This window comes from Bacteroides neonati, assembly GCF_000499785.1.
Taxonomy (GTDB): domain Bacteria; phylum Bacteroidota; class Bacteroidia; order Bacteroidales; family Bacteroidaceae; genus Bacteroides; species Bacteroides neonati.
Genome location: NZ_HG726023.1, coordinates 408,046 through 432,833 on the forward strand (window position 1 = coordinate 408,046; position 24,788 = coordinate 432,833).

Sequence of the window (24,788 nt, forward strand, 5' to 3'; positions counted from 1 at the left end):
CTAAATAATAATTCTTTGTAAGAGTGATTTCGTTTAAGGTTTTTCGAAGAACTAAAGCTTTTCATTATTCAAACTTGCCTAAATAACGTTTCGTGTAAATATACCGATTGGCCTGAACAAATTTTATATTATTTCTGTTTTTAGCAAATCAACAAGTAAAAGGTTGTATACCATTTGTATAACTTATACTCTGCCGCCCGTTAGAAGGAGAAATAAGTAGTAATATTTATGCTAATAGTGATATACTTTAAACGCTATAATTATGATTCCAGACACAGGTAATGTTGCCTTTATGGTTATAACGACCGTATTGGTTTTTTTTATGATTCCCGGATTGGCCTTCTTCTACGGTGGACTTGTTCCTAAAAAGAATAGTCTGACAATGATGATGTATACATTTATTGCTATAGGTGTAGTAACCGTCTTATGGACTTTAGGCGGCTTCTCGATGGTTTTTGGCGAGGATATTGGAGGAATAATAGGCAATCCCGGTGAGTATTTTATGCTTCGTGGTGTCGATTTTGCCGTGAATCCGGCTTACGGTTCAACTATTCCCTTTTTGATGTTCTTTATGTATCAGTTAATGTTTGCCATCATTACTGCACCGTTGATGACAGGAGCTATTGCGGGGCGTATCACTATCAGTGGTTGGGTGGCAGTACTGGTATTATGGATGGTACTTATCTATTTTCCTGTTGCTCATATTATATGGGGCGGAGGTTTTCTTGCTAAGATGGGTTTTGTTGATTATGCCGGAGGTACGGTGATTCACGCAACAGCAGGATTCAGTGCATTGGTTGGCGTTTTTTATTTCGGTAAGCGTTATGTAATTCCTAAGCGCGATTATAGCAATCTCAATTTGGTGCTCATTGGTGCAGTGATATTACTTTTCGGTTGGTTTGGATTCAATTCGGGGGGTGCATTGGCAAGTGGTCAGACCGCTGCAATCGCTTTTACAAATACCGGTATTGCAGCAGGTTTTGCTACGATAGTATGGGTGATAATATCGTATATCCGCGATAAGAAGTATTCGTTCATTGAGCTTACTACGGGCTCCATTGCCGGACTTGCTACGATTACCCCTTGCGCCGGTTATGTAACCCCGCAAGGAGCTGTTGCCATCGGAATTATCGCCGCTTTGGTAAGCTATTGCTGCTTGGCGTTTGCCCGTAAAATGAAGTGGGATGATGCTCTTGGAGTATGGGGTGTTCACGGAATGGGGGGTGTAACAGGGTCGCTATTGGTCGGTCTTTTTGCTGTTAAAGAAGTGAATGGTATTGCAGGTGGCTTAGACCAGTTTCTTATTCAGCTTTTGGGCGTGTGTATCGTTGTTATATATACCGTTATTGTATGTTGGTTGATATTTAAAGTATGTGACAGTCTTTTCGATATAAAAGTTCCCGAGAAGGTGCAGGAGTCCGGTTTGGATAAAGAGTACTTAACCGAAAAAGCGTGAATCTCACAAAACAAAGGCTTACACCAAATAGAAGATGTAAGCCTTTGTTTTGTGAGATTGTTTTCAACTATCTCCTTCTTTATTATAAAGACGGTTTATTTAGAATGCATATCCGAAGCCTACATTTAAATAAATGGGATACATGGCAAAAGTGATCGTTTTGAATTCTTCCTTGAAAATATCATTCAACCCCCATGCCAGATTTGCATATACATTTAAATGCTTGAATGCTTTCCACTCAGTTCCGGCTTGCACTCCCCATTGAAACTTCTGTAAGTCTTTAGAGAAATCATAAGGTGCAGTATCTCCATCTTTAAATTCTGCTTTTGTACCGGTTGGATCACCTTTTCTAAGATAACCATCCGATACGTATCCGTTGAAATCGCCGCTTGTTAAATATGAAAAATACGGACCTGCATTCAGTTTAACACGTGGGCTTAATTGGTAAGTAGCCAGAATTGGAACTGATAGATAAGAAGCTTTAAATTTAGTTTTTACCTTTCCCGTCCAGTAACCTGCTAAATGTTCGCCACCGTCTCCAATAATTTCCATACTATAATTTTTGACTGTAGCTGTAGTTTCCATGCCTTTGGTTTCTAAACGCGCTCCTACAATAACTCCCCACTTATTATTATAACCGAACCATTTGGTCACGTTTCCTTCGATGGCAAAACAGATGTTAGGGCTATATCCATCAATCGATCTAATCTCTTTGGGCAGTGGGAGCGGAGAAGCTCCGCCTATATTAAAACCTGCTTTAACTTGATATTCTAAACCATGTAAAGAAGACCAAATAATACCGTGGTTTCTCTCCTCTTGAGCTTGTATCTGCGTGGCGTTACCCAGCAAAATGAGTAAACCAATAATAAAACCATTCTTTTTCATAACTAATTAGGTATTTGGTCTGTATAATTTAATTCAACTTCATCAATATATAAGGTACTTCCAACGGCTCCTTCAAATAAATCACCTTTGATACTTGATGAGAATACAATGGCAACATTATATCCGCCGTTCTCCAGTTTTTGAGAATCTATTTTCTTATTTGGGAGCAATTTGAATGGAAGATTGAATTCAGTCCATTGGTCTGTTTCTTTGGCATTGGTGATACGTGCCACGGAGATTAAATTGGGGCTGGTAAATACATTGGTGCCATCTAAGTTTTTTACATTGTCATCAGTTTCATAGAATACGGCATAAATATCGCAAATATCTTTACGTCCCTCTACCGGGCTTCCTTGAACAGAAAACACGTCTCCCGATTTGTATTTGTAATATCCTTTAAAAGAAGTTGGAATATAGGTGAACGGTACTCCGAATTTCGTCGCTCTCAATACATTGCCAATATCTAATGTGAAACTTCCCATGAACAGATTACCAGAAGCAATATACATTTTTAGCATGGCGCCCAAATTCCCGGTACTTTTTGTGGTTAATTTTACGCAACCACCTACCACTCCGTTGGGAGATGGGCTTGTGGGGTAATCTGTTGCGGCAGCTTGTACCCCGGTATAATTAAATCCCTCATTTGCATTTGCCCAGTTCAGCACGTTTCCTATTAAATCTTTCTCTTGAAAGTTGTAATAGATCGTCTTGCCTTTCTTATCTTTTACCGGGATCGTGTCAGAGAAATGGTAACGCGAAGGAATACCTGTATGTATGGCACTAACCTCATACTCTTTTTTCCAAGCTTTATCTTCCGAGGTAACTATATACTTTTGAGCAACAGTGAAGTCACGAACTGATCCGCTCACCGGCGAAATAGTCGCTCCGGGAGTTAATGTAAACTCTGGGGCTAATCGAGTTATATCCGTTCCTTTTCTGAGTCTTAGGGATATTTTATCATTGTTAATAACAGGCTCCTGATTTAATACATCGCCAGGTAACGTACAACTTATTATATCTGCTTCTGCATTAGGAGCTTCATCTTGTATACACGATGTTGCTATCAATCCTAAAAAGAAATAAGCTAACAGATTTTTCAATTTCATTCGATTCTGTTTTGGGTTAATAATCATTCTTTAGTTTCGTTTATCTTACGAAGAAAACTTGGGTGCAAAGTTAAGTTTCTTTTTTGAAATCTGATATTTTTTCTTTAGCTATCTTTCATTATAACAACGAATAATTGCTTGTCAATTGGCCTTTTATCCAAGTTCCCAGCCGATTGGCTGAGTTGCTTTTATTCTCTTTATATGGGTATCTGTCTTTTATTTATCCATTTTACTCATTAATAAGCCAGAATTTTCTACATTTGTAGCAACAAAAAACAAACAGGACCATGACAGAATCGGAAAGAAAACAAATAATAGCTTTGGTAAAGCGTGAAGTGGTTCCGGCTATCGGTTGTACCGAACCTATAGCAGTAGCCCTTTGTGTGGCCAAAGCAACCGAAATACTAAGCGTAATACCTGAAAAGATTGAGGTGAAACTCAGTGCCAATATACTCAAAAATGCGATGGGAGTCGGAATACCGGGTACCGAGATGATCGGACTTCCTATTGCTGTTGCGCTGGGAGCTATTATCGGGCGATCAGCCTATCAGTTGGAGGTACTAAAAGACTGTACTTTCGAGACAGTGGAACAAGGCAAACGCTTCATTGATGAAAAGCGTATCTGCATTTCTCTGAAAGAAGACATCACTGAGAAACTATATATCGAGGTTGTTTGCAAAGCTGGTGACCAATCGGCCACAGCCATTATTGCCGGTGGGCATACCACATTCGTTTATGTGGCTCGAAACAACGAAGTGTTGCTTAACAAGCAACAAGTGGTTGGTGAAGAGGCCAAAGATCAGTCTGTCGAACTCAACCTGTACAGGATTTATGATTTTGCTACTACTGCTCCGCTCGACGAGATTCGTTTCATTCTTGAAACGGCCCGAGTCAATAAAGCGGCAGCCGAACAATCGTTTAAAGGTAACTACGGGCACGCATTGGGTAAGATGTTATCCGGTTCTTATAGCGATACCATCATGGGTGATAGTGTTTTTTCTCACATTCTCTCTTATACTTCGGCAGCCTGCGATGCCCGTATGGCGGGTGCTATGATTCCTGTCATGAGCAACTCGGGCAGCGGAAATCAAGGTATATCGGCTACATTGCCCGTGGTCGTTTATGCCGAAGAAAACGGGAAATCGGAAGATGAACTGGTTCGGGCATTGATGTTAAGTCACCTCACGGTGATCTATATCAAACAGAGCTTAGGACGCTTATCGGCTCTTTGTGGCTGTGTTGTTGCTGCTACCGGTTCGAGTTGCGGCATTACATGGCTGATGGGAGGTGGATATGAGCAGGTTTCCTTTGCTGTACAGAATATGATAGCCAATCTCACCGGAATGATTTGCGATGGGGCAAAACCCAGTTGCGCCTTGAAGGTGACTACCGGGGTGTCGACTGCGGTGCTTTCGGCTATGATGGCTATGGAAAATCGCTGTGTTACCTCTGTAGAGGGTATTATTGATGAAGATGTAGATCAGAGCATCCGTAACCTGACTCGTATCGGTTCGCAAGGAATGAATGAGACAGATCGAGTCGTGCTCGATATTATGACTCACAAAGGTTGTTGATTATGAAAAAAATGCTCGGTACTTTTTGTTTACTTATACTATTTGTACCTATATTGAGGGCTCAAACCGATAAGTTGCCTGCACTTCTTAAAGAAAAGAGGAGTGGTAAGGTTATGTTTAATCGGGATAATGCGATCGATGAGATCAAACGTCAGCGTTTGGCTCATAGTAGCACAATCTGGGACAGGTGGGGTGGTAAGCCTTGCCCCGTTTTTGCCTATAAGGATTTGAATGGAGTCTTGTGGACGAACGAAAACATACGGGGAAAGGTGACGTTAATCAACTTCTGGCACACCGAAGGTGCCCCCTGCGTACGTCAGATTCCTTGGTTGAACAAGCTCTTGGAGAAGTTCTCAGATGTCAACTTCATTGCTTGTACCTTCAATGACGCAGCGCAGATAAAAAAGGTGGTGGAACAAACTCCCTATCTCTATCACCAGCTAACCGATGCATTGCCGCTGTTTCAGGAATTCGGTATCGTTATTATGCCTACTACTATCATATTAGATAAGGAAGGCAAGGTATTTGCCGTGGTAACCGGAACCAATGATACGCTAAAGCATACCATTGAAGCGAAATTGAAAGAGAACCTTTAATATCAATAATACGGATGCAGTACGAGAATGGAAAAATAGGAGGGGTGATTTCGTTGTATACCAGTTCGGATCCCCACTTGGCCGAGATAGTCAATCAGCCGCTTTATCGCTTTCTCTATGTAATGCATGGAACGATCGTTGTGAATGTCAATTACCTCGATATAACCATTGCTGAAGGCGAGGTATTGGTACTTACCGATCTTCACGACACTGTGCTTAAGAGCGTAGATGGAAGCTTTGCAGTGCTGAGTTTCAACAGTAGTTTTTATTGTATTTATGGCAATGATCACGAGGTATCATGCTCGGGAGTGCTTTTTCACGGTACATCGCATCAGCATAAATTAAAGTTGACTGCTGATACGGTCGATGCATTGAACTATCTGATTAATGCCTTGCAGCGAGAGTTTGCCGAGAAGGACAACCTGCGTGAGGAGGTGTTGCGCATCATGCTTAAGCATTTTATCATCATCTGTACTCGTATAGCCAGAGCACAAATAGGAGTCGACGTAAGGACAGAACAAGGGTTTGATCTGGTACGCCAATTTTATGTGCTCGTTGATAAGCATTTTAAGGAGAAGAAGCAGGTACAGAACTATGCGGAACTACTGCATAAATCGCCAAAGACACTTACCAATCAATTTGCCGAATATGATCTTCCTTCGCCCATTCAAATTATTCATCAACGCATTGCCAGTGAGGCTAAGCTACTTTTATCGCGGACCGATAAATCGGCCTCGGAGATCGCTTACGCATTGGGTTATGATGACTTGTCAAGTTTCAGCCGTTTCTTCAAAAAAATGTCCAGTAAAAGTATTACCGACTTTAAAAAGGAGGTAGAAGCTTCACGAATGGGAAATATTGCCCAATCAAAGGGGTAAATCGTTATGAACCGGTAGCTTGAATAGCACTATTTTTGTATCATAATAAAAATGATTTGATTATGAATACTAAAATGAAGACTCTTTTTGAGCATTTTCTTCGAGTGGCAGCTTCGGCCAAAGAGTTTGGATACGGAGCGATGAGAGTAGCTATCCTTGTTATTTTTGTGTGGATAGGGGGATTGAAAATTTATCAGTATGAGGCCAATGGTATTGTGCCGTTTGTTGCCAATAGCCCTTTTATGAGTTTCTTCTATACTCATGCCAATGACAAAGTAATCACCGACAGTGGTAAGGAGGTAAAAGCTTATATGCTCAATAAACTACCCGAAGGAGCAACAGATGCTAAAAAAACAGTCTGGCACGAAGCTAATGGTACCTATAGCTTTGCTATTGGTCTAGGGCTCTTAATTGTGACGATTGGTGTATTGGTCTTTTTAGGCTTTTTCTCAACGAAGCTTGGCATGATAGGGGAGGTTCTTTGTATTATCATGACTCTTGGAACATTGTCTTTTCTGGTTACTACACCTGAGGTTTGGGTACCTAACTTAGGATCGGGTGAATTTGGTTTTCCGTTGCTGTCTGGTGCAGGACGATTGGTTATAAAAGACTTGGCGATTTTGTCCGGAGCCATTATACTATTATCTAATTCGGCGGCAAAACTGTTGGAGAAGATGAAATAATAGTATCGGACTCCACGAACGATTCGTTGGAGTCCGATGTGTTTAATACTACTCTAACCTACAATGGAAACTGTCGCTTAGGCTTCCTTTTCTGTCGGTAGTTACCACCCTGATTTCATTCTTACCGGACTTTAGATTGATATTGTTCCAAGTAAGAGTAGCATAAGCATCGGTTACCGCTTTGCCTTGGCTTTGTCCATTCACAAATAATTCGGCACCAGCAGCGGTAGTAAAGGCTTGGATTGTTTGTTCCTTTTTTTTGCGAATAATATTGCGTTTCCCAGATAGATGGATCATCGGTTCCTTTTTGTTCCAGTTGGCTTTATAGAAATAAAAGGCATCTTTGCGAACCTTACGGTCAAATGTAACCAATCCCTTATCATTGATTCCCGGACGATCACCTTCAGTGCGGTGTGCAGCTCCAAAGTCGAACATATTCCAAACAAAGCTTCCCCATATAAAGGGGCGAGAGCTAATCTCTTTCCAGTTTTCGATGTGATAGTATGTTTGCCAATTTTCGGGATGCCACCATGCGGTAGGAACTGTTTTCGTTAGTGAGTCTTGCTGGTGATAAATACTGGCTCCTGCACCGTATTCACTGATACCAATACGTATGTCGGGGCGCGTTTTATGCATTTCGTCCAGCCATTTCCCTAAATGGGCAGGTGTGCCACCATACCATCCCTCATATTTGTTCCAGGCAATTAGGTCGGTAATAAAATTTAAACTCCCCCCCTGATTACTGGCTGCCGTAGTAGGGCGCGTATTGTCTTCTTGCTTAGACAGCTCGTTTAGCTCTTTTACGTAGGCTACCGGATTGTCACCAGGTTCTTTCAACTCGTTAAATATACCCCACATGCAGATCGACGGGTGATTGTAATGTTGCCGTATCAATTCTTTTAACTGCTCTTGACCATTGGTTCTAAAGGAGGGCTGGTCCACAAAGCCTTTATCGCCGTATCCACCTGGGCCGATGAAAGGAATTTCTGCCCACACAATAATCCCGTTACGATCCATCAAATCGTAGAAATAGGTTGCTTGTGGATAATGAGCCAAACGAACGGCATTGACTCCCATCTCCAGCATAATGGCCAGATCTTCATCGTGGTGTTGTGGACGGAGTGCATTTCCTACCTCACTGCGGTCTTGGTGACGGCAAACACCATGTAAGGGGAGGTGTGTGCCATTCAAAAAGAAACCTTTATTGGAATCTATATGATAGAAACGTAGTCCTAACGGCTGAGTTATTTGGTCAATTACTTCTCCGTTGTGGCTAATGGTTACTTCCGCCCGATACAGAAAAGGATCTTGTCGTCCATTCCATAAATGAGGGGTCTGCAACTCTAGTGTAATTTCTTCTTTACTTATAGTCTTGGCCGCTAATTGTACACTGCGGTTACTCTCGGTTACGATCTTAGAACCATCGAATAATCGTAGCTTGACTTCAAGCTTTTTGCTATTGCTTGCACCGTTCGACAAGTCTATTTCTGTACGCACACGAGCAAACTGTTTGCTCACACTATCTTGAATTAGTTTAACTCCGGGTGCAGCATAGTTGAGAGGTGAGATACATACCTCTTCGGTGACGAGTAAATATACATTACGGTAAATTCCTCCGTAGAAGTTGAAATCGCCTACCAACGGCATGATATCTAATTGTTCGCCGTTATTGACACGTACTAGGATAGAGTTCTCTTTTCCATAGGTTACTCGATCCGTAATCTCGAAGGTGAATGCGCCGTAACCTCCCCGATGTTCGCCTACGTGCGTACCGTTTATAAAAAGATTGGCTACAGTGTTGACGCCTTCAAAGCGAAGAAATAACCGTTTCCCTTTCCAGTCTGGGGATACAAACAGTGGCTTTTCATAATTACCTATCCCTCTTTTGTAATCGGTTTTACCGCTTAGGGCATCTTGTGCATTCCAAGTATGAGGTAGGTTAACACGTTCGGTTTGATTCGATTTAACTTGGTGGGAAAATCGAAACTGCCAATTGTCATTTAATAGAATGGTGTTTCGTTGGGCATGCAAATCTACCGTTGTATAAAAGAATAACAGGCAAATTGTTACTATGTACATTTGTTTCATCATGTATGGATGTTAAATTAAAAATAATAGCCACAAAAATATTGCTAAAGGTCTTACACTAATAGGCGAATAATCCGTTAAAATGGTAAATAAGTACTATAATAATGTTTATATATCTTCCGACGGTGTATTTAACTGTGTTTTTCGGTATTGCAGAGGAGTGATTCCATACATTTTCTTGAAGCGTTTAATAAAATAAGGTGGGTCATTAAATCCCAATGTGGTGGCGATAGTGTTGATTGGCATTTGTGGCTTTTCAATGATTAAAGAAAGGCTTTTCTTTAATCGTATACCGGTGATGAAATCATTGGGTGTTTGCCCGGTTAATCCTTTGATTTTGCTGAATAAATTCGTTCGTCCTAGACACATTTCTTGTGCAAACATATCGATATTAAACTGTTCGTTACTTATGTTTTTTTCGATGATGGCGATTGCCTTTTCCAATAACTCTTGGTCGTATGCATTTCCTGCAAGAGTTTGGGGTTGTACTTCTGCACTTTTAAAGAATTGTGATTGCAACAATCTACGGCTATTGATAAGGTTATTGCATCGTATAATAAGTATTTTATTGTTGAAAGGTTTTGATATGTAATCATCTGCACCCGTTTGTAATCCTTCGATGGTATGCTCGATTGTTGAACGGGCTGTAAGCAAGACCACAGGGATGTGGCAGGTTTTTACATTGTTTTTAATTTTGCGGCACATTTCTGTTCCGGTCATTTGTGGCATCATTACGTCTGTCAGTACGATGTCGGGTTGTAGGTGAATGGCTTTTTCATATCCCTCCAAACCATTTGTAGCTGTATGTATCGTGTAGATCGGAGTAAACATTTCAACTAAAACTTGTAGTAGCTCTTTGTTATCCTCAACGATAAGTATTGATACCTTCTGTGAGGTAGCAGTTTCATTTTGTACCTCTTTGATTTCGGTTATAAAATGGTGCTCGATCGTTGAAAGGTTCAGCTGCAATTCCGATGCTTCTTGTTCGCATGTTATGATCTTGTTCTTATCGAAATGTGTGCGTCCCAGCATCAGAGTAACCTTAAAAGTGCTGCCTGCGCCTAGTTCGCTTTGAACGGATATCGTTCCTTTGTGTTCCTCTACAATTCCTTTGGATAGAGAGAGTCCAATACCCGTACCTTGATTGATGGAAGATGTAGAGATGGTTCCTTCGACCTGAAAAAACGGATTGAATATCTGCTCGATATTTTCTTGACTAATACCGATCCCACTATCTTTGATTTTGATTACGACTGTATCCTCTATGTGCTCGACTGAAATGGAAATCTCTCCTTTTTCCGGAGTAAATTTGAATGCATTGGATAATAGATTATAAAATACTTTTTCCATTTGGCTGAGATCGAACCAAACTCTTATGTCTTCTTCCGTGTGGATAAAAGAAAAACGTATGTGTTTACTTTGACTATATTCTTGAAACATTCCTACAATAGCATTTAAAAAGACAATGATATTTTGTTCATGTATCTTTAACTTCATGTATCCTTGTTCTTGTTTCCTAAAATCGAGTAACTCATTGATCAGCATTTTCATTTTTTCGGCATTCTTTAGTATGTGAACCAAGCGATTGTGTACACTTTGCTGAATACTATCTATCTGAAGCATAGATTCCAGTTGTGAAATGATTAGTGTGATAGGAGTTCTGAACTCATGTGATACGTTAGTGAAGAAGTTAAGTTTAATCTGGCTGAGCTCCTCCATGCGTTTTTGTTCTCTTGTGGCATAAGCGAGCGATGCCTTTAGCTGTAATTTTGATATATAATTAGCTAGTAAGGTGTAAAAAATGCTTGCAAATGTAATGAAGTAAAATAAATAAGCATACCATCTTAAATAAATGGGGGGAAGAATGATGATGTTAAGTTGTGTCGTAGCGATGGTTTCGCTACTCGAGTCATTATTGCTTGTTCGTATATGTAGGGTATAGTTACCGGCTGTCAGATTGGTATAAGTAATTAGGTTTCTCGCATTGGCCTTGACCCACTCTTTATCAAACCCTTCGAGTTTGTAATAGACAGTCGGCTGGATCGATCTGATGTAGTTAGTCAATGCAAATTCGACCGAAAACACAGAATGACTATGGTTTAATGTAATTTCTTTCGTAAAGGGGAGAGCTTGCTTCAATATTGCTTCGCTACTGGGTACTACGAGGGTGTTGTTTACATATAAATTAGTGAGGTTGATATCATATTTTTGAGGTTTTATCTCTAAATCCTTTTCATTTAATATCACCAGTCCATTGACGCTACAAACAATAATTTCGTTCTTACGGGTTATAAACAGGCTACTTTCGTTGAGGGAAGCAAAAGGGAAATAGTTCTTATTGTTGTAATTAGTGAAAAAAAGATTTTGAGTGTCAAACTTAGAGATCCCCTTATTGGTTGCGATGAGTAAGCACCCTGATGCGGCTTGGTTGATATCTAATATGTAATCGTCGATTAATTGTGAATTCTGGGTATGATAATGAGTGAAATCGTCGGTTTTGGGATGATATAGGCTCAGTCCATTGCCCGATGATCCAATCCACAGACGGCCTTGTTTGTCTTCAAAGAATGTATTAGAAAAACAGTAGCCGATACTTCTGGGATTTGAAGGGTTATAAATATAGCGAGTCAGTTGCTCTTTCTTTAAATCGTATCGATACATAGAAGAGACAGTCGAAAACCAGAGTTGATCTTTAGAGTCAATGAACATATCCCATATCTGTTGGTTTTGCAGTTTATCAATGTTGGTGGGTGATAAAGATGCCCATTTCTTTGTTTTTCGATTGTATTTTACAATCGAATTATGTGTTCCTAAATATAGGTCATCCTGATAGGGAACTATACATCTTACATAATCATTATTTAAAGGATTATCTCCAATCTTTATTCGTTCAAAACGTCGAGTACTAAGGTCGTAGCGGTTAAGCCCTCCCATGTGAGTTCCCAACCAGAGAGCTTTGTTCTTTTCATCCAGATAGATTGATTTGATATTATTTGAAGAGATGGAACCGCTTTTTTTAGGGTCATGTGTGTATGAGGTGAACTTATTCTTTTTTCTGTCGAAATAATTTAGCCCCCCATTTTCTGTGCATATCCAGAGATTGTTCTCCCGATCTTCGGCTATATTGCCAATCACAGATCCACTCAACCCATTCTTATCTCCTTTTACCCGGTAATATTGTTTAAAAGAGTAGGCTGGATTCAGGATATCGACTCCACCAAAGAAAGTACCGATCCATAAAGTGCCTTGTCGATCATTGGTTATACTCCATACCGATGAATTTCCGATACTATAAGGGTCATCTATGGTGTGATCAAAGTTGCTAAACTCACCTGTTCGGCTATTGAGGCGGTCAACACCTTTAAAAGTTCCTATCCAGTAATCTCCTAAATTATCTAAGCAGACGGCTCTGACATAATTATCAGACAACGATTTTGGGTTGTTAGGATCGTTTTTGAAATGGGTAATCTGCTGTTTCGTGTCGATTTTAAAGAGTCCGTCGCGTAGCGTGCCTATCCAGCAGTTGGTGTATTTGTCTATGTATAGACATACTACATGTACACCAGGTAAGAGATTGGACTTCTTTTTATGTTGGTCAATAATGTACACGCCGTTGGAGGTTGTGCCGATATAGAGCTTTCCATCGGGAGCTTCTTTGATACACCCGATATCATTGTAGCCAAGTTTCAGATATGTTTTGAGGGTTAGAGTTTTGGGATCTAAATATTTAATATCTTGATTCTCGATTACCCATAGGCGGTCAGTACCGTATGTGATACAATCGACTCCTTTTTTTAGGATCGGTTTCATTTGCAATGTTTTTAGATCGTACATTACAAGTCCCGCCATACACCATATATATACATGTCCTTTTTGATCGCCGCAAACATATTGCATATTGCTCCCTAGGAGCCCGACACTATCTCCTACGCTGGGACGAAATACTTCTATCTTGTTCCCGTCATACAGATTTAGGCCATCGCGAGTAGCTATCCATATTCTGTTTAGTTCGTCCTGATAAGTCGAGTAAACGGTAGCTTGTGAAAGTCCGTCTTCGACTCTAAGATGATTAAATAATAATCCTTGAGCAAGTAAGTTGTGGCCTAAACAAGAAAATAACATAAAAAGAAAGAGGGTGTTTTTCATAATAAAATCTCCTTTGGGATATGACGTCGGACCATTAATTGGTGTTTTGCTGTATTGTGATATTGATTAAATACAAAATTAATATAATCAGTGTTTACTTGTATACTTTGTAGTCGTTTTTTGAAAGAGGAGTTTGTGAGAATAGTACTGTTTTGTATAAAAGTCCTTTTTTTCTGTACGAATTACATGTTGTGGAGGTTGTTCTTGCCTTTACCTTTGTCGTTGTAATTATGAAGTATGTGTAATCTAAAACAAATGCGTATGAAATAAACATTAAATTCAAGTGTTATAATAAATCCTAAGTTAGTAGGAGAGCGAATTAAAAACATTTATCTAATAAGTATGAATAAAAAAACAAGATGGCAGGATTCATTCTTTGCCTACCACTGAAAAACCATTTCACTAAGCTGGCACTAATATGGGTAATGGGATTAAATCCGATCACCTCTTCTGTTGTAAGTGCAGCAATTACATCTGAAAATGAGTCTGGAATTGTTCAGCAGGACACACGTAAAATTCAAGGTATAGTAAAGGATGCTTTGGGCGAACCTGTCATTGGTGCGAATGTTCTTGTGAAAGGAACGACCAATGGTGTGATCACTGATCTGAACGGACACTTTTCTCTGTCTGTACCTAATAATGCTGTGTTAATTGTTTCCTATATAGGTTTCTTAAATACAGAATTAGTAGTAGGTAGTCGAAACGATCTGAATATTACACTCAAGGAGGACACCAAAACATTGGAAGAAGTCGTTGTAGTGGGATATGGCACGCAAAAGAAGGTTAATCTCTCTGGAGCTGTGTCGTCAGTCAATGTGTCAGATATGACTGAAAGTAGGCCGGTGACCAACATTTCTTCGGCTTTGGCCGGACTAGCTGCTGGTGTTTATGTTAACTCTGGCAATAATAAACCTTCAAACAATGGTAATGCGTCGATTACAGTGCGTGGACAGGGTACATTAAACAACTCTTCTCCCTTGGTTATTATCGATGGTGTAGAGGGTAGTATGAGCTCTATTAGTCCACAAGACGTAGAGAATATTTCTGTATTGAAAGATGCAGCCTCTGCATCCATCTACGGTTCACGTGCGGCGAATGGTGTTATCCTAATTACCACGAAAAAAGGAAAGTCGGGAAAAATAACACTCGATTATAATGGTTATATTTCGTTTGAATCGATTCGTGACAATGTGAATATGGTAAGTAATTATGCCAATTATATGGAATATATGAATGAAGCATCGCGAAACAGCGAGAGAGTTGAGCCTTATTCTAAAAAAATGATAGACCTATGGCGAAGTAATGAGAATAATCCGAATAAATTGTTGTATCCTAATACGGATTTGATGGATATTTTTGAAGTGGGAGTATCTCAGCAGCACAATATGTCTGTCAGTGGGGGAAATGAAAAGGTGACTTTCTTCACTTCTTTTAATTATTTGAAAAATCCCGGTGTATTAATTAATTCTGGACATGAACGATATAATTTGCGTTCGAATGTTGATGTGAAAGTGAATAACTGGTTGAAAGTAGGAACGAACTTGAGCGGCTATACTTCTTCTTCTGATGCAACAGCAGCCCCATATCCTGGTGAAGATGGTGATTTTGTGGATCGCGCATTTAATTATATGGGCTGTCTTCCTGGTACTCCGCTCATGGATGATCAAGGAAGATTAGGCGTCAATATGAATCCGGAGGAAAATCCTCAGAGTATTAATAGCCCTTACTTTCGACTTCGCAGCATTGAAGGAAATGTAAAAACAAATAATATAAAAGCTCGCTTATATGGAATGTTGAATCCCTTTAAAGGTTTAACCGTGCAGGGATCTTATGTCTATGAATTCTATGATAATAGTATTAATACAAAGCCTGTAGCCGTTCCTCAATACGATTTTTTAAACGATAAACTTTTTTCGGATGGACAAATACGAACAAATGTATATAATGCCAATGAAAAGCGAATTCGTAATTTTATGGATGCCACTGCCTTGTATGAAACTAGTCTGATCAATGATAAATTAGATCTAGGAATGATGATTGGAGCTAGTCAGGAGCAGTTTAGACAAGAGTCGTTTGGTGTAACACGTTACGACTTGATAGACCCTTCGCTATCTGTGATAGATGGAGCAGTTGGACCTTCTGAATCGGACGGGAATGCAAAAGAATGGGCTATGCGTTCATTTTTTGCTCGATTGAACCTGTCATGGGATAGTCGATATCTGTTAGAAGTAAACTTCCGTGGCGATGGATCTTCCCGCTTTCTTAAGGGTAATCGTTGGGGCTATTTCCCTTCTTTCTCTGGTGCCTGGCGTGTTTCAGAAGAGGCATTTATGAAGGGAGTTCGTTGGTTGGATAATCTGAAAGTAAGAGCCTCTTATGGTTCGTTGGGAAACAATGCTTTGGGTAATAACAAAGACTTGGACGGTAACTATATGGCTCAATCTCTTTACTCTTCATCTAATTATGTTTTGGGTAGAGCCTTGGCTATGGGATTATCTCAAACTGCGTTGGCTAATGCGGCTCTTACTTGGGAAAGTACGTATGTAACCAATTTAGGCTTTGATTTTGGATTGTTGAACAATAGACTATCTGGAACAATCGATATTTTTAAGAAACGTACAGAAGGCATTTTAATCAATCTTCCTGCACCCATGGTGGTGGGAAATGCAACTATACCCCGCCAGAATGCAGCACAAGTAACTAATAAAGGTATCGAACTGACACTTAATTGGAATGATAAAATAGGGAAAGATTTTACCTATAGTATCGGAGGCAATTTTTCTTATATAAGAAACAATGTAGATAAATTCCGTGGAGATGTACCTGCTTATTCCGGTGATCAAATGATTCTAGAAGGATACCCTATCAATGTAAAGTATTTATATAAGGTAGATCGTATCATACAGTCAGATGCAGATTTAGCAATAGTGCAGAACATGCTTGATAATGCCCCTGTCGATGAAAACGGGAAAAAGATGACTGTTTTCCCGTATGGTACTCCTGGCAAAGGTGATCTGTTATACAGGGACTTAGATAATAATGGCATTATTGACGATAAAGATAGAGAAGTGATGGGACACGGTGCTTCTCCGACTATTACGTACGGGATGAACCTGGCGGCTTCATGGAAAGGATTTGACTTTTCTATGCTTCTTCAGGGAGTAGCTGATATTCAATCTTCATATAGAACAAGTTTGTTTACAACCAATGTTTTGTGGGGAGGTTCACTAAATCAAGATATTGTGGATGGAAGATGGTATGAGGGTAGAACTACGCCAGCCGAATACCCCCGTTTGTTAGCTAATTCAGAACAACGTAATATGCTTAATTCTGATTTTTGGGTGATGAGCAAAGCGTACCTGAAAATTCGTAATATTCAATTAGGATATTCGTTGCCTAAAAACTGGATAAGTAGCATTTTTGCAGAACGAGTTCGTATTTATGGATCACTGGAAAACTTTTTTACGTTTACCTCATACAAAGGCTTTGATCCAGAAGTTGCTGGTGTGGGTTATCCGAGTTTAAAACAAGCTGTAGTAGGGCTTAATGTCACTTTTTAATGACTCGTTTTATAGAGAGATTGATCAAATAATAATTTAATAAATGCGTAAAATGAAAAAATATATAATTTCATCCTTCTTGGCAATAATTTTCATTCTGTCAGGATGCTATGACTTAGACAGGGCGCCATTTGATAAGCCTAGTTCTTCTACCTTTTGGAAAACGGAAGCACAATGTAAACAGGGAATCATGGGTGTATATGCCTCGCTTAAGAATAACGATTTGTATGGTAAAATGTTCCTAATTGATATAAACTCCGATGTGGCAGTAGGATACGATGAATACGAACCATTGATGATCGGCACCTGTACCCCTCGAACTGGTTTTTTGAATGGAAAGTGGAAAAATGGATATGATGCTATCCAGAAAGCAAATACGGCTCTTCGTAATCTGGGCGTAGCAGATATTCCGGATAACGTCAAACAAACGATGATAGCAGAAGCAAAATTCTTGCGTGCTCTTGTCTATTTTCATTTACTTGATTATTTTGGTGGACTACCTTTATATGATGAAACGACTAATTTGGAGTTGGAGTTCAATCAGTTGCTGAAACCGCGAAGCACCATTGAAGAAACCCGTGCTTTTATTTTGAAGGATTTGACAGATGTAATTAATTCTTCGCTACCTATTAGTTGGCCGGCGTCTGATTACGGAAGGGTTACTAAAGGAGCTGTGTATGCCTTGCGTGGTAAAGTAAATCTTTATAATAAGAGTTATGCTGAAGCCATCAAAGATTTTGAAGAGGTGATTGATCCTAAATATAACTATGCTCTTTATCCTAAATACGAAGAGTTGTTCAAGCCATTTGAGGGACATGTTAGTTCTGAAATGATTTTTTCGATTGTTAACGTCGGAGGTATTAGTACTCCTTATGGTATGCCGTTCTGCTTTTATGCTGGTAGTCGGGCTACTTTCAACTCATGGAACAATTCGGTTCCTTCCAGTGGATTAGTCGAAATGTATGAATACAAGGATGGAAGACCTTTTAATTGGGAAGAAATCTTTCCGGGATATACCAATGCGGATAATGCGGTAAAAGAAAAAGTATATCGGGTAACGATTGATTTAAAAACACTCAAAAGAATTCCTGTGCCCGAAGAAGCTGCTGCAGAAAAGAAACTATTGGATATGTACGCACAACGAGATCCACGTTTGAACGCTACTGTTATTCTTCCATTTACACAACACCTTGGATGGGTCAATAATGCCGAGAAGATGATGACATTCTATTTTGGTAAGGACGAAACAGGAAAGTTGGTGATTTTAAGTGAGAAAGATGGTTATTTCCGTAATAACAAAGGATGGGATAGCTATTATTGGCGTAAGTATATACCCGAAGGTAACTGGAAAGGGCTTATAACCGACCGTGCACATACACCGGTTAACTTTTCAATTATTCGTTTGGCAGATGTATATCTAATGCTGGCAGAAGCTTATAATGAAGTAGGTAGAAGCAGTGAGGCCGTTACTTATATTAATAAGATAAGATCACGTGCGGGGATAGCATTACTTAATAGTGGCCCTGATTATTTGAAAGCAATGTCAAAGGAAGAGGTCTTTGAGCGGATCGTGAAAGAACGTGCATATGAATTGGCAGGTGAGGGTATCCGTGATAGTGACTTACGTCGCTGGAGAAGATCGCACCTCATTCTTAATCACAAAGAATTTAGTATTTTGGGAAAACAAATGACGACACGTAAATTTAATGAGAACCGAGATTACTTATGGCCTATTCCGGCTGGAGAAATAGAATATAATCCTGAATTGAAACAGAATCCTTCCTGGTAACAATCCTGATTATAAAAAATGCTACATTGATTCTGTTTAGACAAAACAGAATCAATGTAGCATTTTTATATCAATTAATGACAGCTTCCGCCGCATCCGCAACCTTCGCCGCAACCTTCGTCGTCGCCACAGCCATCTCCACAGCTACCACATCCACATCCGCCTTCGCCACTCATTACGTTGACCATACCTTGAATTTCTTCATTGGTAGCAGGACGGTTTTCGATAACTTCGCCTACAAACGTAAGTGCAGCACCTGCAAGAGGGTGGTTCATGTCAATAACAACTTTATCTTCTTGTACTTCAACTACGGTTCCGTTCAAACGGTGTCCTTCAGCGTCCATCAATGGCACTACGTTACCTGCATAGATACGCTCGTTGTCGAATCGACCGTCGATCTCGAAAATACTTTTGGGTAAGTCGAGCACGTGCTCTTCAGAATATTCGCCGTAAGCGTCTTCCGAAGCAATTGTGAATTCAAATTTATCTCCTTTATTAAGTGATACTATTTGGCTTTCGAAAGCGTCGAGTGTAGTACCCAGACCTGAGATGAACTGGAACGGGTGTTCAGCTGTTGCTTTCTCCATTAATTCTCTTTCTCCATCTTCTGTAGTGTACAACTCATACGCTACGGTGATGTACTTGTTTTCTGCTGTTTCCATCTGTTATGTTATAATGTGATTAATAGATTCGGGATGAACCGAGATACAAAGATACGATTAATTTATGTTCTATTTTAAGATCGCTATTGCATATTTCAGATAATTAAGTGCTTTTAAGCCCGAATGCTTGTCTGAACCGTCTTTTTTATATATAATAGAAAGAATATAAAGTGATAAAAGTGATGTTTATCTCTTGTTTTTCTTACGATTATATGCTTTTATTTCTTTTTTTTATTCAATTTGTTTGGATATAATAAAAAAGCCCTTACCTTTGCAGCATAAAATAAGAGTAGTTATGAACAAGAATACAACGAATAACCTAGTAGTTCTACATCTAATTAACGTCGTGGTGGTCATTCCGTCAAGAGCGTGAGAGAGGTTATGCATTGTATCAAACAGATATAAAAGATAGTAATTAGAGCCTTTCTCACTACAGTGAGAAAGGCTTTTTTAATTCATTAAAGGAATATCGGAATGAAAAAACAATTACGCAGTTCGATTAGCACACAAGGTCGTCGTATGGCAGGTGCCCGTGCACTTTGGGTGGCCAATGGAATGAAGAAGGAGCAATTAGGGAAACCGATTATTGCTATTGTGAACTCTTTTACTCAGTTCGTACCGGGACATGTGCACTTGCACGAGATTGGTCAATTGGTAAAAGCTGAGATTGAAAAGCTTGGTTGTTTTGCTGCCGAATTTAATACGATAGCTATTGATGACGGCATTGCTATGGGACACGACGGAATGCTTTACTCACTCCCTTCCAGAGATATTATTGCCGATAGTGTGGAGTATATGGTAAATGCGCACAAAGCGGATGCCATGGTCTGTATCAGTAACTGCGATAAGATTACCCCGGGAATGCTGATGGCTGCCATGAGACTCAACATACCTGCTGTATTTGTATCGGGAGGGCCGATGGAGGCTGGCGAACTGAATGGTCAGCACCTCGATCTGATCGATGCTATGATTAAAGCGGGTGATCAAAGCGTGAGTGACGAAGAGGTAACTGCCATCGAAAACAGTGCTTGCCCTACTTGCGGTAGTTGCTCGGGAATGTTTACCGCCAATTCCATGAACTGCTTGAACGAAGCTATCGGCTTGGCATTGCCCGGAAATGGTACGGTAGTGGCTACACACCTCAACCGCGAGAAACTATTTAAAGACGCTGCTAAGTTGATCGTAGAGAATACATACAAATATTATCGCGATGGCGATGAAAGTATACTACCACGCAGTATTGCTACCCGAGAAGCTTTTCTCAATGCAATGACACTCGATATTGCTATGGGAGGCTCTACCAATACGGTACTTCATTTACTGGCTATAGCCCACGAAGCTGAGACTCCTTTTACAATGGATGACATTGATGCACTCTCTCGCAAAAGTCCCTGTCTCTGTAAGGTAGCTCCCAATACACAGAAATACCATATTCAGGATGTAAACCGTGCCGGAGGTATTATGGCTATTCTGGGCGAGCTGGCCAAGGGTGGTTTGATTGACACCACTGTTTCCCGGGTTGACGGAATGACACTGGCAGAAGCGATTGATCGTTTCTCCATTGCCAGTGCGAATGTATGTGAGAAGGCTCTCTGTATCTACAAAAGTGCTCCTGCCGGAAAGTTTAACCTGGTATTGGGTTCACAGGAATCCTATTACAAAGAACTCGATACCGACCGTTCCGAGGGTTGTATTCGTGATCTTAATCATGCTTACAGCAAAGATGGAGGATTGGCTGTATTGAAAGGAAACATTGCCCAAGGTGGCTGTGTAGTCAAAACAGCCGGTGTAGACGAGAGTATTTGGTGCTTTAGCGGACCTGCCAAAGTATTCGATTCGCAAGATGCTGCCTGCGATGGCATATTGAAAGGGAAAGTGGTAAGTGGCGATGTAGTGGTCATTACGCACGAGGGTCCTAAAGGTGGCCCGGGTATGCAAGAGATGCTATATCCGACCTCTTATATTAAGTCTCGGCATTTGGGTAAGGAGTGTGCATTGATTACCGATGGTCGTTTCAGTGGAGGAACATCGGGCTTAAGCATCGGTCACATCTCTCCCGAGGCAGCTGCAGGAGGAAACATCGGAAAGATAATAGATGGCGATATCATCGATATCAACATTCCCGCCCGAACCATTAACGTTCGGTTAACTGATGACGAGCTGGCTGCTCGCAGTATGACACCTGTTACGCGCCAACGTCATGTACCCAAAAGCCTGAAGGCATATGCCAGTATGGTCAGCTCGGCCGATAAGGGAGCTGTGAGAATAATCGATTAAATAGTATCACTTAATTCACCCATAGAACGATGAGTAAAGAGATTATTTCAGGTGGAGAAGCCTTAATGCGTTCTCTAGAACTGCACGGTGTTAAAACACTTTTCGGATATCCGGGCGGTTCTATTATGCCCGTATTTGACGCTTTGTATGACCATCGAGAGACGCTAAACCATATTTTGGTTCGTCATGAACAAGGAGCAGCCCATGCTGCACAAGGATTTGCCCGCGCATCGGGCGAGGTTGGTGTCTGTTTGGTTACCAGCGGGCCTGGCGGAACCAATACGGTAACCGGTATTGCCGATGCCATGATCGATAGTACCCCGATAGTGGTCATTGCCGGTCAGGTAGCTACCCATTTCTTAGGAACAGACTTTTTTCAGGAAGTAGATTTAGTCGGTATCACTCAGCCCATTACAAAATGGAGTTATCAGATACGTCGTGCCGAAGATGTGGCTTGGGCGGTAGCACGCGCCTTTTATATTGCCAAAAGTGGTAGACCCGGTCCTGTGGTGCTCGACTTTGCCAAAAATGCGCAAGTAGAGAAGTTTGAGTATACACCTACCAAACTCGACTTTATTCGTAGCTATATTCCGGTACCCGATACCGATCCTCAAACAATCACAGAAGCTGCTGCCTTGATCAATCAAGCCCGGCGTCCGTTGGTGCTTGTAGGTCAGGGAGTCGAATTGGCTCATGCACAAGCCGAACTGCGCGCTTTTATCGAAAAGGCCGAGATGCCTGCCGGTTGTACCCTACTGGGCTTATCGGCCTTGCCTACGGAACATCCGCTGAATAAAGGCATGCTCGGTATGCACGGTAATCTGGGGCCTAATATGAATACGAACAAATGCGATGTTTTGATTGCTGTCGGTATGCGTTTTGATGATCGAGTAACCGGGAAGCTGGAGACGTATGCTCCTCAGGCAAAGGTGATTCACTTTGATATTGATCCTGCCGAAATAAATAAGAATGTTCCTGCCGATATAGCTGTTTTGGGCAACTGCAAAGAAACATTGGCGGCGGTAACCCAATTATTACAGCCCAATAGCCATACCGAATGGTTGGACAGTTTCAAGCCTTTTGAGGCCGTTGAGGAAGAAAAGGTGATTCGTCCCGAACTCTATCCGATGGGCGATGCACTTACAATGGGTGAGGTAGTGCGGGCGATAAGCGAAGCTACAAACCATGAGGCTGTATTGGTTACGGATGTCGGTCAGAATCAGATGATGGCTGCCCGTTATTTTAAATATAGCAAAGACCGCAGTATTATCACCTCCGGAGGGCTCGGAACGATGGGCTTCTGCTTGCCGGCTGCCATAGGTGCTACTTTTGGGCGTCCCGATCGAACCATTTGCGCATTTATGGGCGATGGTGGTTTGCAAATGAACATTCAAGAGCTGGGAACCATTATGGAACAGAAAGCACCGGTAAAGATTATTGTGTTGAACAATAATTACTTGGGCAATGTACGTCAGTGGCAAGCCATGTTCTTTGATCATAAATATTCATTTACTCCGATGATGAATCCCGACTATCTGAAAATAGCTGAGGCTTATGATATTCCTGCCGGTCGGATTTTGTCTCGTGAGGAGCTCTCCAAAGCTATTCGTGAAATGTTATCGACCGAAGGACCTTACCTGCTCGAAGCTTGTGTCATAGAAGAAGGCAACGTGTTGCCGATGACCCCTCCGGGCGGTTCGGTGAATCAGATGTTGTTAGAGTGTTGAATTAGTAATTCGAAAATTAATGAAGACATTATATACTTTAATTGTTCATTCGGAAAATATAGCCGGTTTACTGAATCAGGTAACAGCCGTATTTACTCGTCGCCAGATTAATATCGAGAGCCTGAATGTATCGGCTTCTTCCATCAAGGGAGTACATAAGTATACCATCACTGCATGTACGGATAAAGATACTATTGAAAAGGTTGCTAAACAAATTGAAAAGAAAATCGATGTATTGCAGGCACATTATTTTGCCGATGATGAAATCTATTTTCATGAAATCGCTTTGTATAAAGTTTCAATGCCCGAATTTCAGGCAACTCCCGATGCTTCGATAGTTATCCGTCGGTACAACGCTCGTATTGTAGAGGTAAACCCGGTCTTTGCCATTGTCGAAAAGAACGGTATCAGCGAAGATATTACCGCACTTTATGATGAGTTGAAAGCACTCAACTGTGTGTTGCAATTTGTGCGTTCGGGGCGTGTGGCTATAACAACGAGCTGCTTCGAACGTGTCAATGAGTTCCTTGCCGACAGGGAGGCTCAATATACTATCAATAAAAAGAATCAAGGGAATGAGTGATAATAATAAATTAGGAACCTATCGGTTTGTAGCCGAACCTTTTCATGTTGACTTTACCGGCCATCTTACCATGGGGGTATTGGGCAATCATTTACTAAACTGTGCAGGCTTTCATGCAACCGACCGGGGTTTTGGCATTGCTACCCTAAACGAAGAAAACTATACATGGGTGCTCTCTCGTTTGGCTATTGAACTCGACGAGATGCCTTATCAATACGAGGACTTTAGTATTCAAACATGGGTCGAAAATGTGTATCGCTTGTTTACCGATCGTAATTTTGCAATTCTCGATAAGGATGGGAAAAAGATTGGTTATGCCCGTTCTGTTTGGGCGATGATTAACCTCAATACACGCAAACCGGCCGACCTATTGGCCTTGCATGGCGGTGGCATTGTCGACTACATTGCCGATGAACCTTGTCCCATCGATAAACCTTCGCGTATAAAAGTAACCACACAGGAGGTTGCCGCTACATTAACAGCGAAATATAGCGATATAGATATCAACGGTCATGTGAATAGTATTCGGTATATCGAGCATATCCTCGATCTTTTTCCTATCGAGCTGTATCAGTCAAAACAGATTCGCCGATTCGAAATGGCTTATGTAGCCGAGAGCTACTATGGAGATGTACTCTCTTTCTTTCAAGAAGAAGTGGATGCCGATGAATATCACGTCGAAATAAAAAAGAACGATACAGAAGTGGTTTGTCGTGCAAAAGTCAAATTTCAATAGAATCAACAAGTAAATAATAACAAGACGAGGCAACTCGTCACT

The 24,788-nt window shown here is 40.8% G+C and carries 16 protein-coding genes; 11 read left to right on the top strand and 5 right to left on the bottom strand.

The features are described 5' to 3' along the window. Window positions 1-262 precede the first annotated feature (262 nt). Window positions 263-1,456, top strand: coding sequence for an ammonium transporter (locus tag TY03_RS14320; protein WP_042371126.1), 1,194 nt, complete (start codon window positions 263-265; stop codon window positions 1,454-1,456). 99 nt (window positions 1,457-1,555) lie between these two features. Here TY03_RS14320 and TY03_RS14325 read toward each other — a convergent pair whose 3' ends face one another. Beyond that, window positions 1,556-2,341: a porin family protein gene (locus TY03_RS14325; RefSeq protein WP_042371128.1), complete on the bottom strand. Its 786-nt coding sequence runs from the start codon at window positions 2,339-2,341 to the stop codon at window positions 1,556-1,558. Window positions 2,342-2,343: 2 nt separating this feature from the next. Beyond that, window positions 2,344-3,447 carry a PCMD domain-containing protein gene (locus TY03_RS14330; protein ID WP_042371416.1) on the bottom strand — a complete coding sequence of 368 codons (1,104 nt, stop codon included), beginning with the start codon at window positions 3,445-3,447 and terminating at the stop codon, window positions 2,344-2,346. 287 nt (window positions 3,448-3,734) lie between these two features. Here TY03_RS14330 and TY03_RS14335 point away from each other — a divergent pair, with 287 nt between their 5' ends. The 4 genes from TY03_RS14335 to TY03_RS14350 all read left to right on the top strand — a co-directional run bounded on the left by TY03_RS14335 (window position 3,735) and on the right by TY03_RS14350 (window position 7,178). After that, window positions 3,735-5,021, top strand: coding sequence for an L-cysteine desulfidase family protein (locus TY03_RS14335; RefSeq protein ID WP_042371129.1), 1,287 nt, complete (start codon window positions 3,735-3,737; stop codon window positions 5,019-5,021). Between the two features lie 2 nt (window positions 5,022-5,023). Beyond that, window positions 5,024-5,617: a TlpA family protein disulfide reductase gene (locus tag TY03_RS14340; protein WP_052332502.1), complete on the top strand. Its 594-nt coding sequence runs from the start codon at window positions 5,024-5,026 to the stop codon at window positions 5,615-5,617. A 14-nt stretch (window positions 5,618-5,631) separates the two neighbouring features. Then, window positions 5,632-6,495: a helix-turn-helix domain-containing protein gene (locus TY03_RS14345; RefSeq protein ID WP_042371132.1), complete on the top strand. Its 864-nt coding sequence runs from the start codon at window positions 5,632-5,634 to the stop codon at window positions 6,493-6,495. Between the two features lie 62 nt (window positions 6,496-6,557). Next, a complete protein-coding gene (locus TY03_RS14350) occupies window positions 6,558-7,178 on the top strand; it encodes a DUF417 family protein (RefSeq protein WP_042371134.1) in 621 nt (206 codons plus the stop codon). Window positions 7,179-7,226: 48 nt separating this feature from the next. On the opposite strand, the gene lacZ4 is transcribed toward TY03_RS14350, so the two are convergent. Further along, complete coding sequence (gene lacZ4, locus TY03_RS14355; protein ID WP_042371420.1) at window positions 7,227-9,266, bottom strand: beta-glucuronidase LacZ4; 2,040 nt, start codon at window positions 9,264-9,266, stop codon at window positions 7,227-7,229. Between the two features lie 108 nt (window positions 9,267-9,374). After that, window positions 9,375-13,412: a two-component regulator propeller domain-containing protein gene (locus TY03_RS14360; protein ID WP_042371136.1), complete on the bottom strand. Its 4,038-nt coding sequence runs from the start codon at window positions 13,410-13,412 to the stop codon at window positions 9,375-9,377. A gap of 359 nt (window positions 13,413-13,771) precedes the next feature. Here TY03_RS14360 and TY03_RS14365 point away from each other — a divergent pair, with 359 nt between their 5' ends. Together TY03_RS14365 and TY03_RS14370 are read left to right on the top strand one after the other, a co-directional pair. Further along, on the top strand, window positions 13,772-16,972 hold the full coding sequence (locus TY03_RS14365; protein ID WP_081713107.1) for a SusC/RagA family TonB-linked outer membrane protein: 3,201 nt from the start codon (window positions 13,772-13,774) through the stop codon (window positions 16,970-16,972). Window positions 16,973-17,024: 52 nt separating this feature from the next. Continuing rightward, window positions 17,025-18,761, top strand: a complete 1,737-nt coding sequence (locus TY03_RS14370; protein ID WP_042371424.1) for a RagB/SusD family nutrient uptake outer membrane protein — start codon at window positions 17,025-17,027, stop codon at window positions 18,759-18,761. Window positions 18,762-18,835: 74 nt separating this feature from the next. Here TY03_RS14370 and TY03_RS14375 read toward each other — a convergent pair whose 3' ends face one another. Continuing rightward, the gene (locus TY03_RS14375) at window positions 18,836-19,423 is read right to left on the bottom strand and encodes an FKBP-type peptidyl-prolyl cis-trans isomerase (protein ID WP_042371138.1); all 588 of its coding nucleotides are present in this window, start codon (window positions 19,421-19,423) and stop codon (window positions 18,836-18,838) included. 474 nt (window positions 19,424-19,897) lie between these two features. Here TY03_RS14375 and ilvD point away from each other — a divergent pair, with 474 nt between their 5' ends. Genes ilvD through TY03_RS14395 form a run of 4 tightly spaced genes read left to right on the top strand, consistent with a single transcriptional unit; the run spans window position 19,898 to window position 24,746 of the window. Then, the gene (ilvD, locus tag TY03_RS14380) at window positions 19,898-21,700 is read left to right on the top strand and encodes a dihydroxy-acid dehydratase (protein WP_042371139.1); all 1,803 of its coding nucleotides are present in this window, start codon (window positions 19,898-19,900) and stop codon (window positions 21,698-21,700) included. Between the two features lie 29 nt (window positions 21,701-21,729). After that, window positions 21,730-23,427, top strand: coding sequence for a biosynthetic-type acetolactate synthase large subunit (ilvB, locus tag TY03_RS14385; protein WP_042371142.1), 1,698 nt, complete (start codon window positions 21,730-21,732; stop codon window positions 23,425-23,427). Window positions 23,428-23,446: 19 nt separating this feature from the next. Continuing rightward, window positions 23,447-24,010 (top strand): acetolactate synthase small subunit, encoded by a 564-nt coding sequence (gene ilvN, locus TY03_RS14390; protein ID WP_042371144.1) that lies wholly within the window; start codon window positions 23,447-23,449, stop codon window positions 24,008-24,010. Next, on the top strand, window positions 24,003-24,746 hold the full coding sequence (locus tag TY03_RS14395) for an acyl-[acyl-carrier-protein] thioesterase (RefSeq protein WP_042371147.1): 744 nt from the start codon (window positions 24,003-24,005) through the stop codon (window positions 24,744-24,746). The genes ilvN and TY03_RS14395 overlap by 8 nt, the downstream gene beginning before the upstream one ends. The last annotated feature ends 42 nt before the right edge of the window (window positions 24,747-24,788 follow it).

Excerpts from the sequence above, each read along its gene's own strand:
- TY03_RS14320 (WP_042371126.1), top strand. The coding sequence starts at position 263 with ATGATTCCAGACACAGGTAATGTTGCCTTTATGGTTATAACGACCGTA.
- TY03_RS14325 (WP_042371128.1), bottom strand. The coding sequence starts at position 2,341 with ATGAAAAAGAATGGTTTTATTATTGGTTTACTCATTTTGCTGGGTAAC.
- TY03_RS14330 (WP_042371416.1), bottom strand. The coding sequence starts at position 3,447 with ATGAAATTGAAAAATCTGTTAGCTTATTTCTTTTTAGGATTGATAGCA.
- TY03_RS14335 (WP_042371129.1), top strand. The coding sequence starts at position 3,735 with ATGACAGAATCGGAAAGAAAACAAATAATAGCTTTGGTAAAGCGTGAA.
- TY03_RS14340 (WP_052332502.1), top strand. The coding sequence starts at position 5,024 with ATGAAAAAAATGCTCGGTACTTTTTGTTTACTTATACTATTTGTACCT.
- TY03_RS14345 (WP_042371132.1), top strand. The coding sequence starts at position 5,632 with ATGCAGTACGAGAATGGAAAAATAGGAGGGGTGATTTCGTTGTATACC.
- TY03_RS14350 (WP_042371134.1), top strand. The coding sequence starts at position 6,558 with ATGAATACTAAAATGAAGACTCTTTTTGAGCATTTTCTTCGAGTGGCA.
- lacZ4 (WP_042371420.1), bottom strand. The coding sequence starts at position 9,266 with ATGAAACAAATGTACATAGTAACAATTTGCCTGTTATTCTTTTATACA.
- TY03_RS14360 (WP_042371136.1), bottom strand. The coding sequence starts at position 13,412 with ATGAAAAACACCCTCTTTCTTTTTATGTTATTTTCTTGTTTAGGCCAC.
- TY03_RS14365 (WP_081713107.1), top strand. The coding sequence starts at position 13,772 with ATGGCAGGATTCATTCTTTGCCTACCACTGAAAAACCATTTCACTAAG.
- TY03_RS14370 (WP_042371424.1), top strand. The coding sequence starts at position 17,025 with ATGAAAAAATATATAATTTCATCCTTCTTGGCAATAATTTTCATTCTG.
- TY03_RS14375 (WP_042371138.1), bottom strand. The coding sequence starts at position 19,423 with ATGGAAACAGCAGAAAACAAGTACATCACCGTAGCGTATGAGTTGTAC.
- ilvD (WP_042371139.1), top strand. The coding sequence starts at position 19,898 with ATGAAAAAACAATTACGCAGTTCGATTAGCACACAAGGTCGTCGTATG.
- ilvB (WP_042371142.1), top strand. The coding sequence starts at position 21,730 with ATGAGTAAAGAGATTATTTCAGGTGGAGAAGCCTTAATGCGTTCTCTA.
- ilvN (WP_042371144.1), top strand. The coding sequence starts at position 23,447 with ATGAAGACATTATATACTTTAATTGTTCATTCGGAAAATATAGCCGGT.
- TY03_RS14395 (WP_042371147.1), top strand. The coding sequence starts at position 24,003 with ATGAGTGATAATAATAAATTAGGAACCTATCGGTTTGTAGCCGAACCT.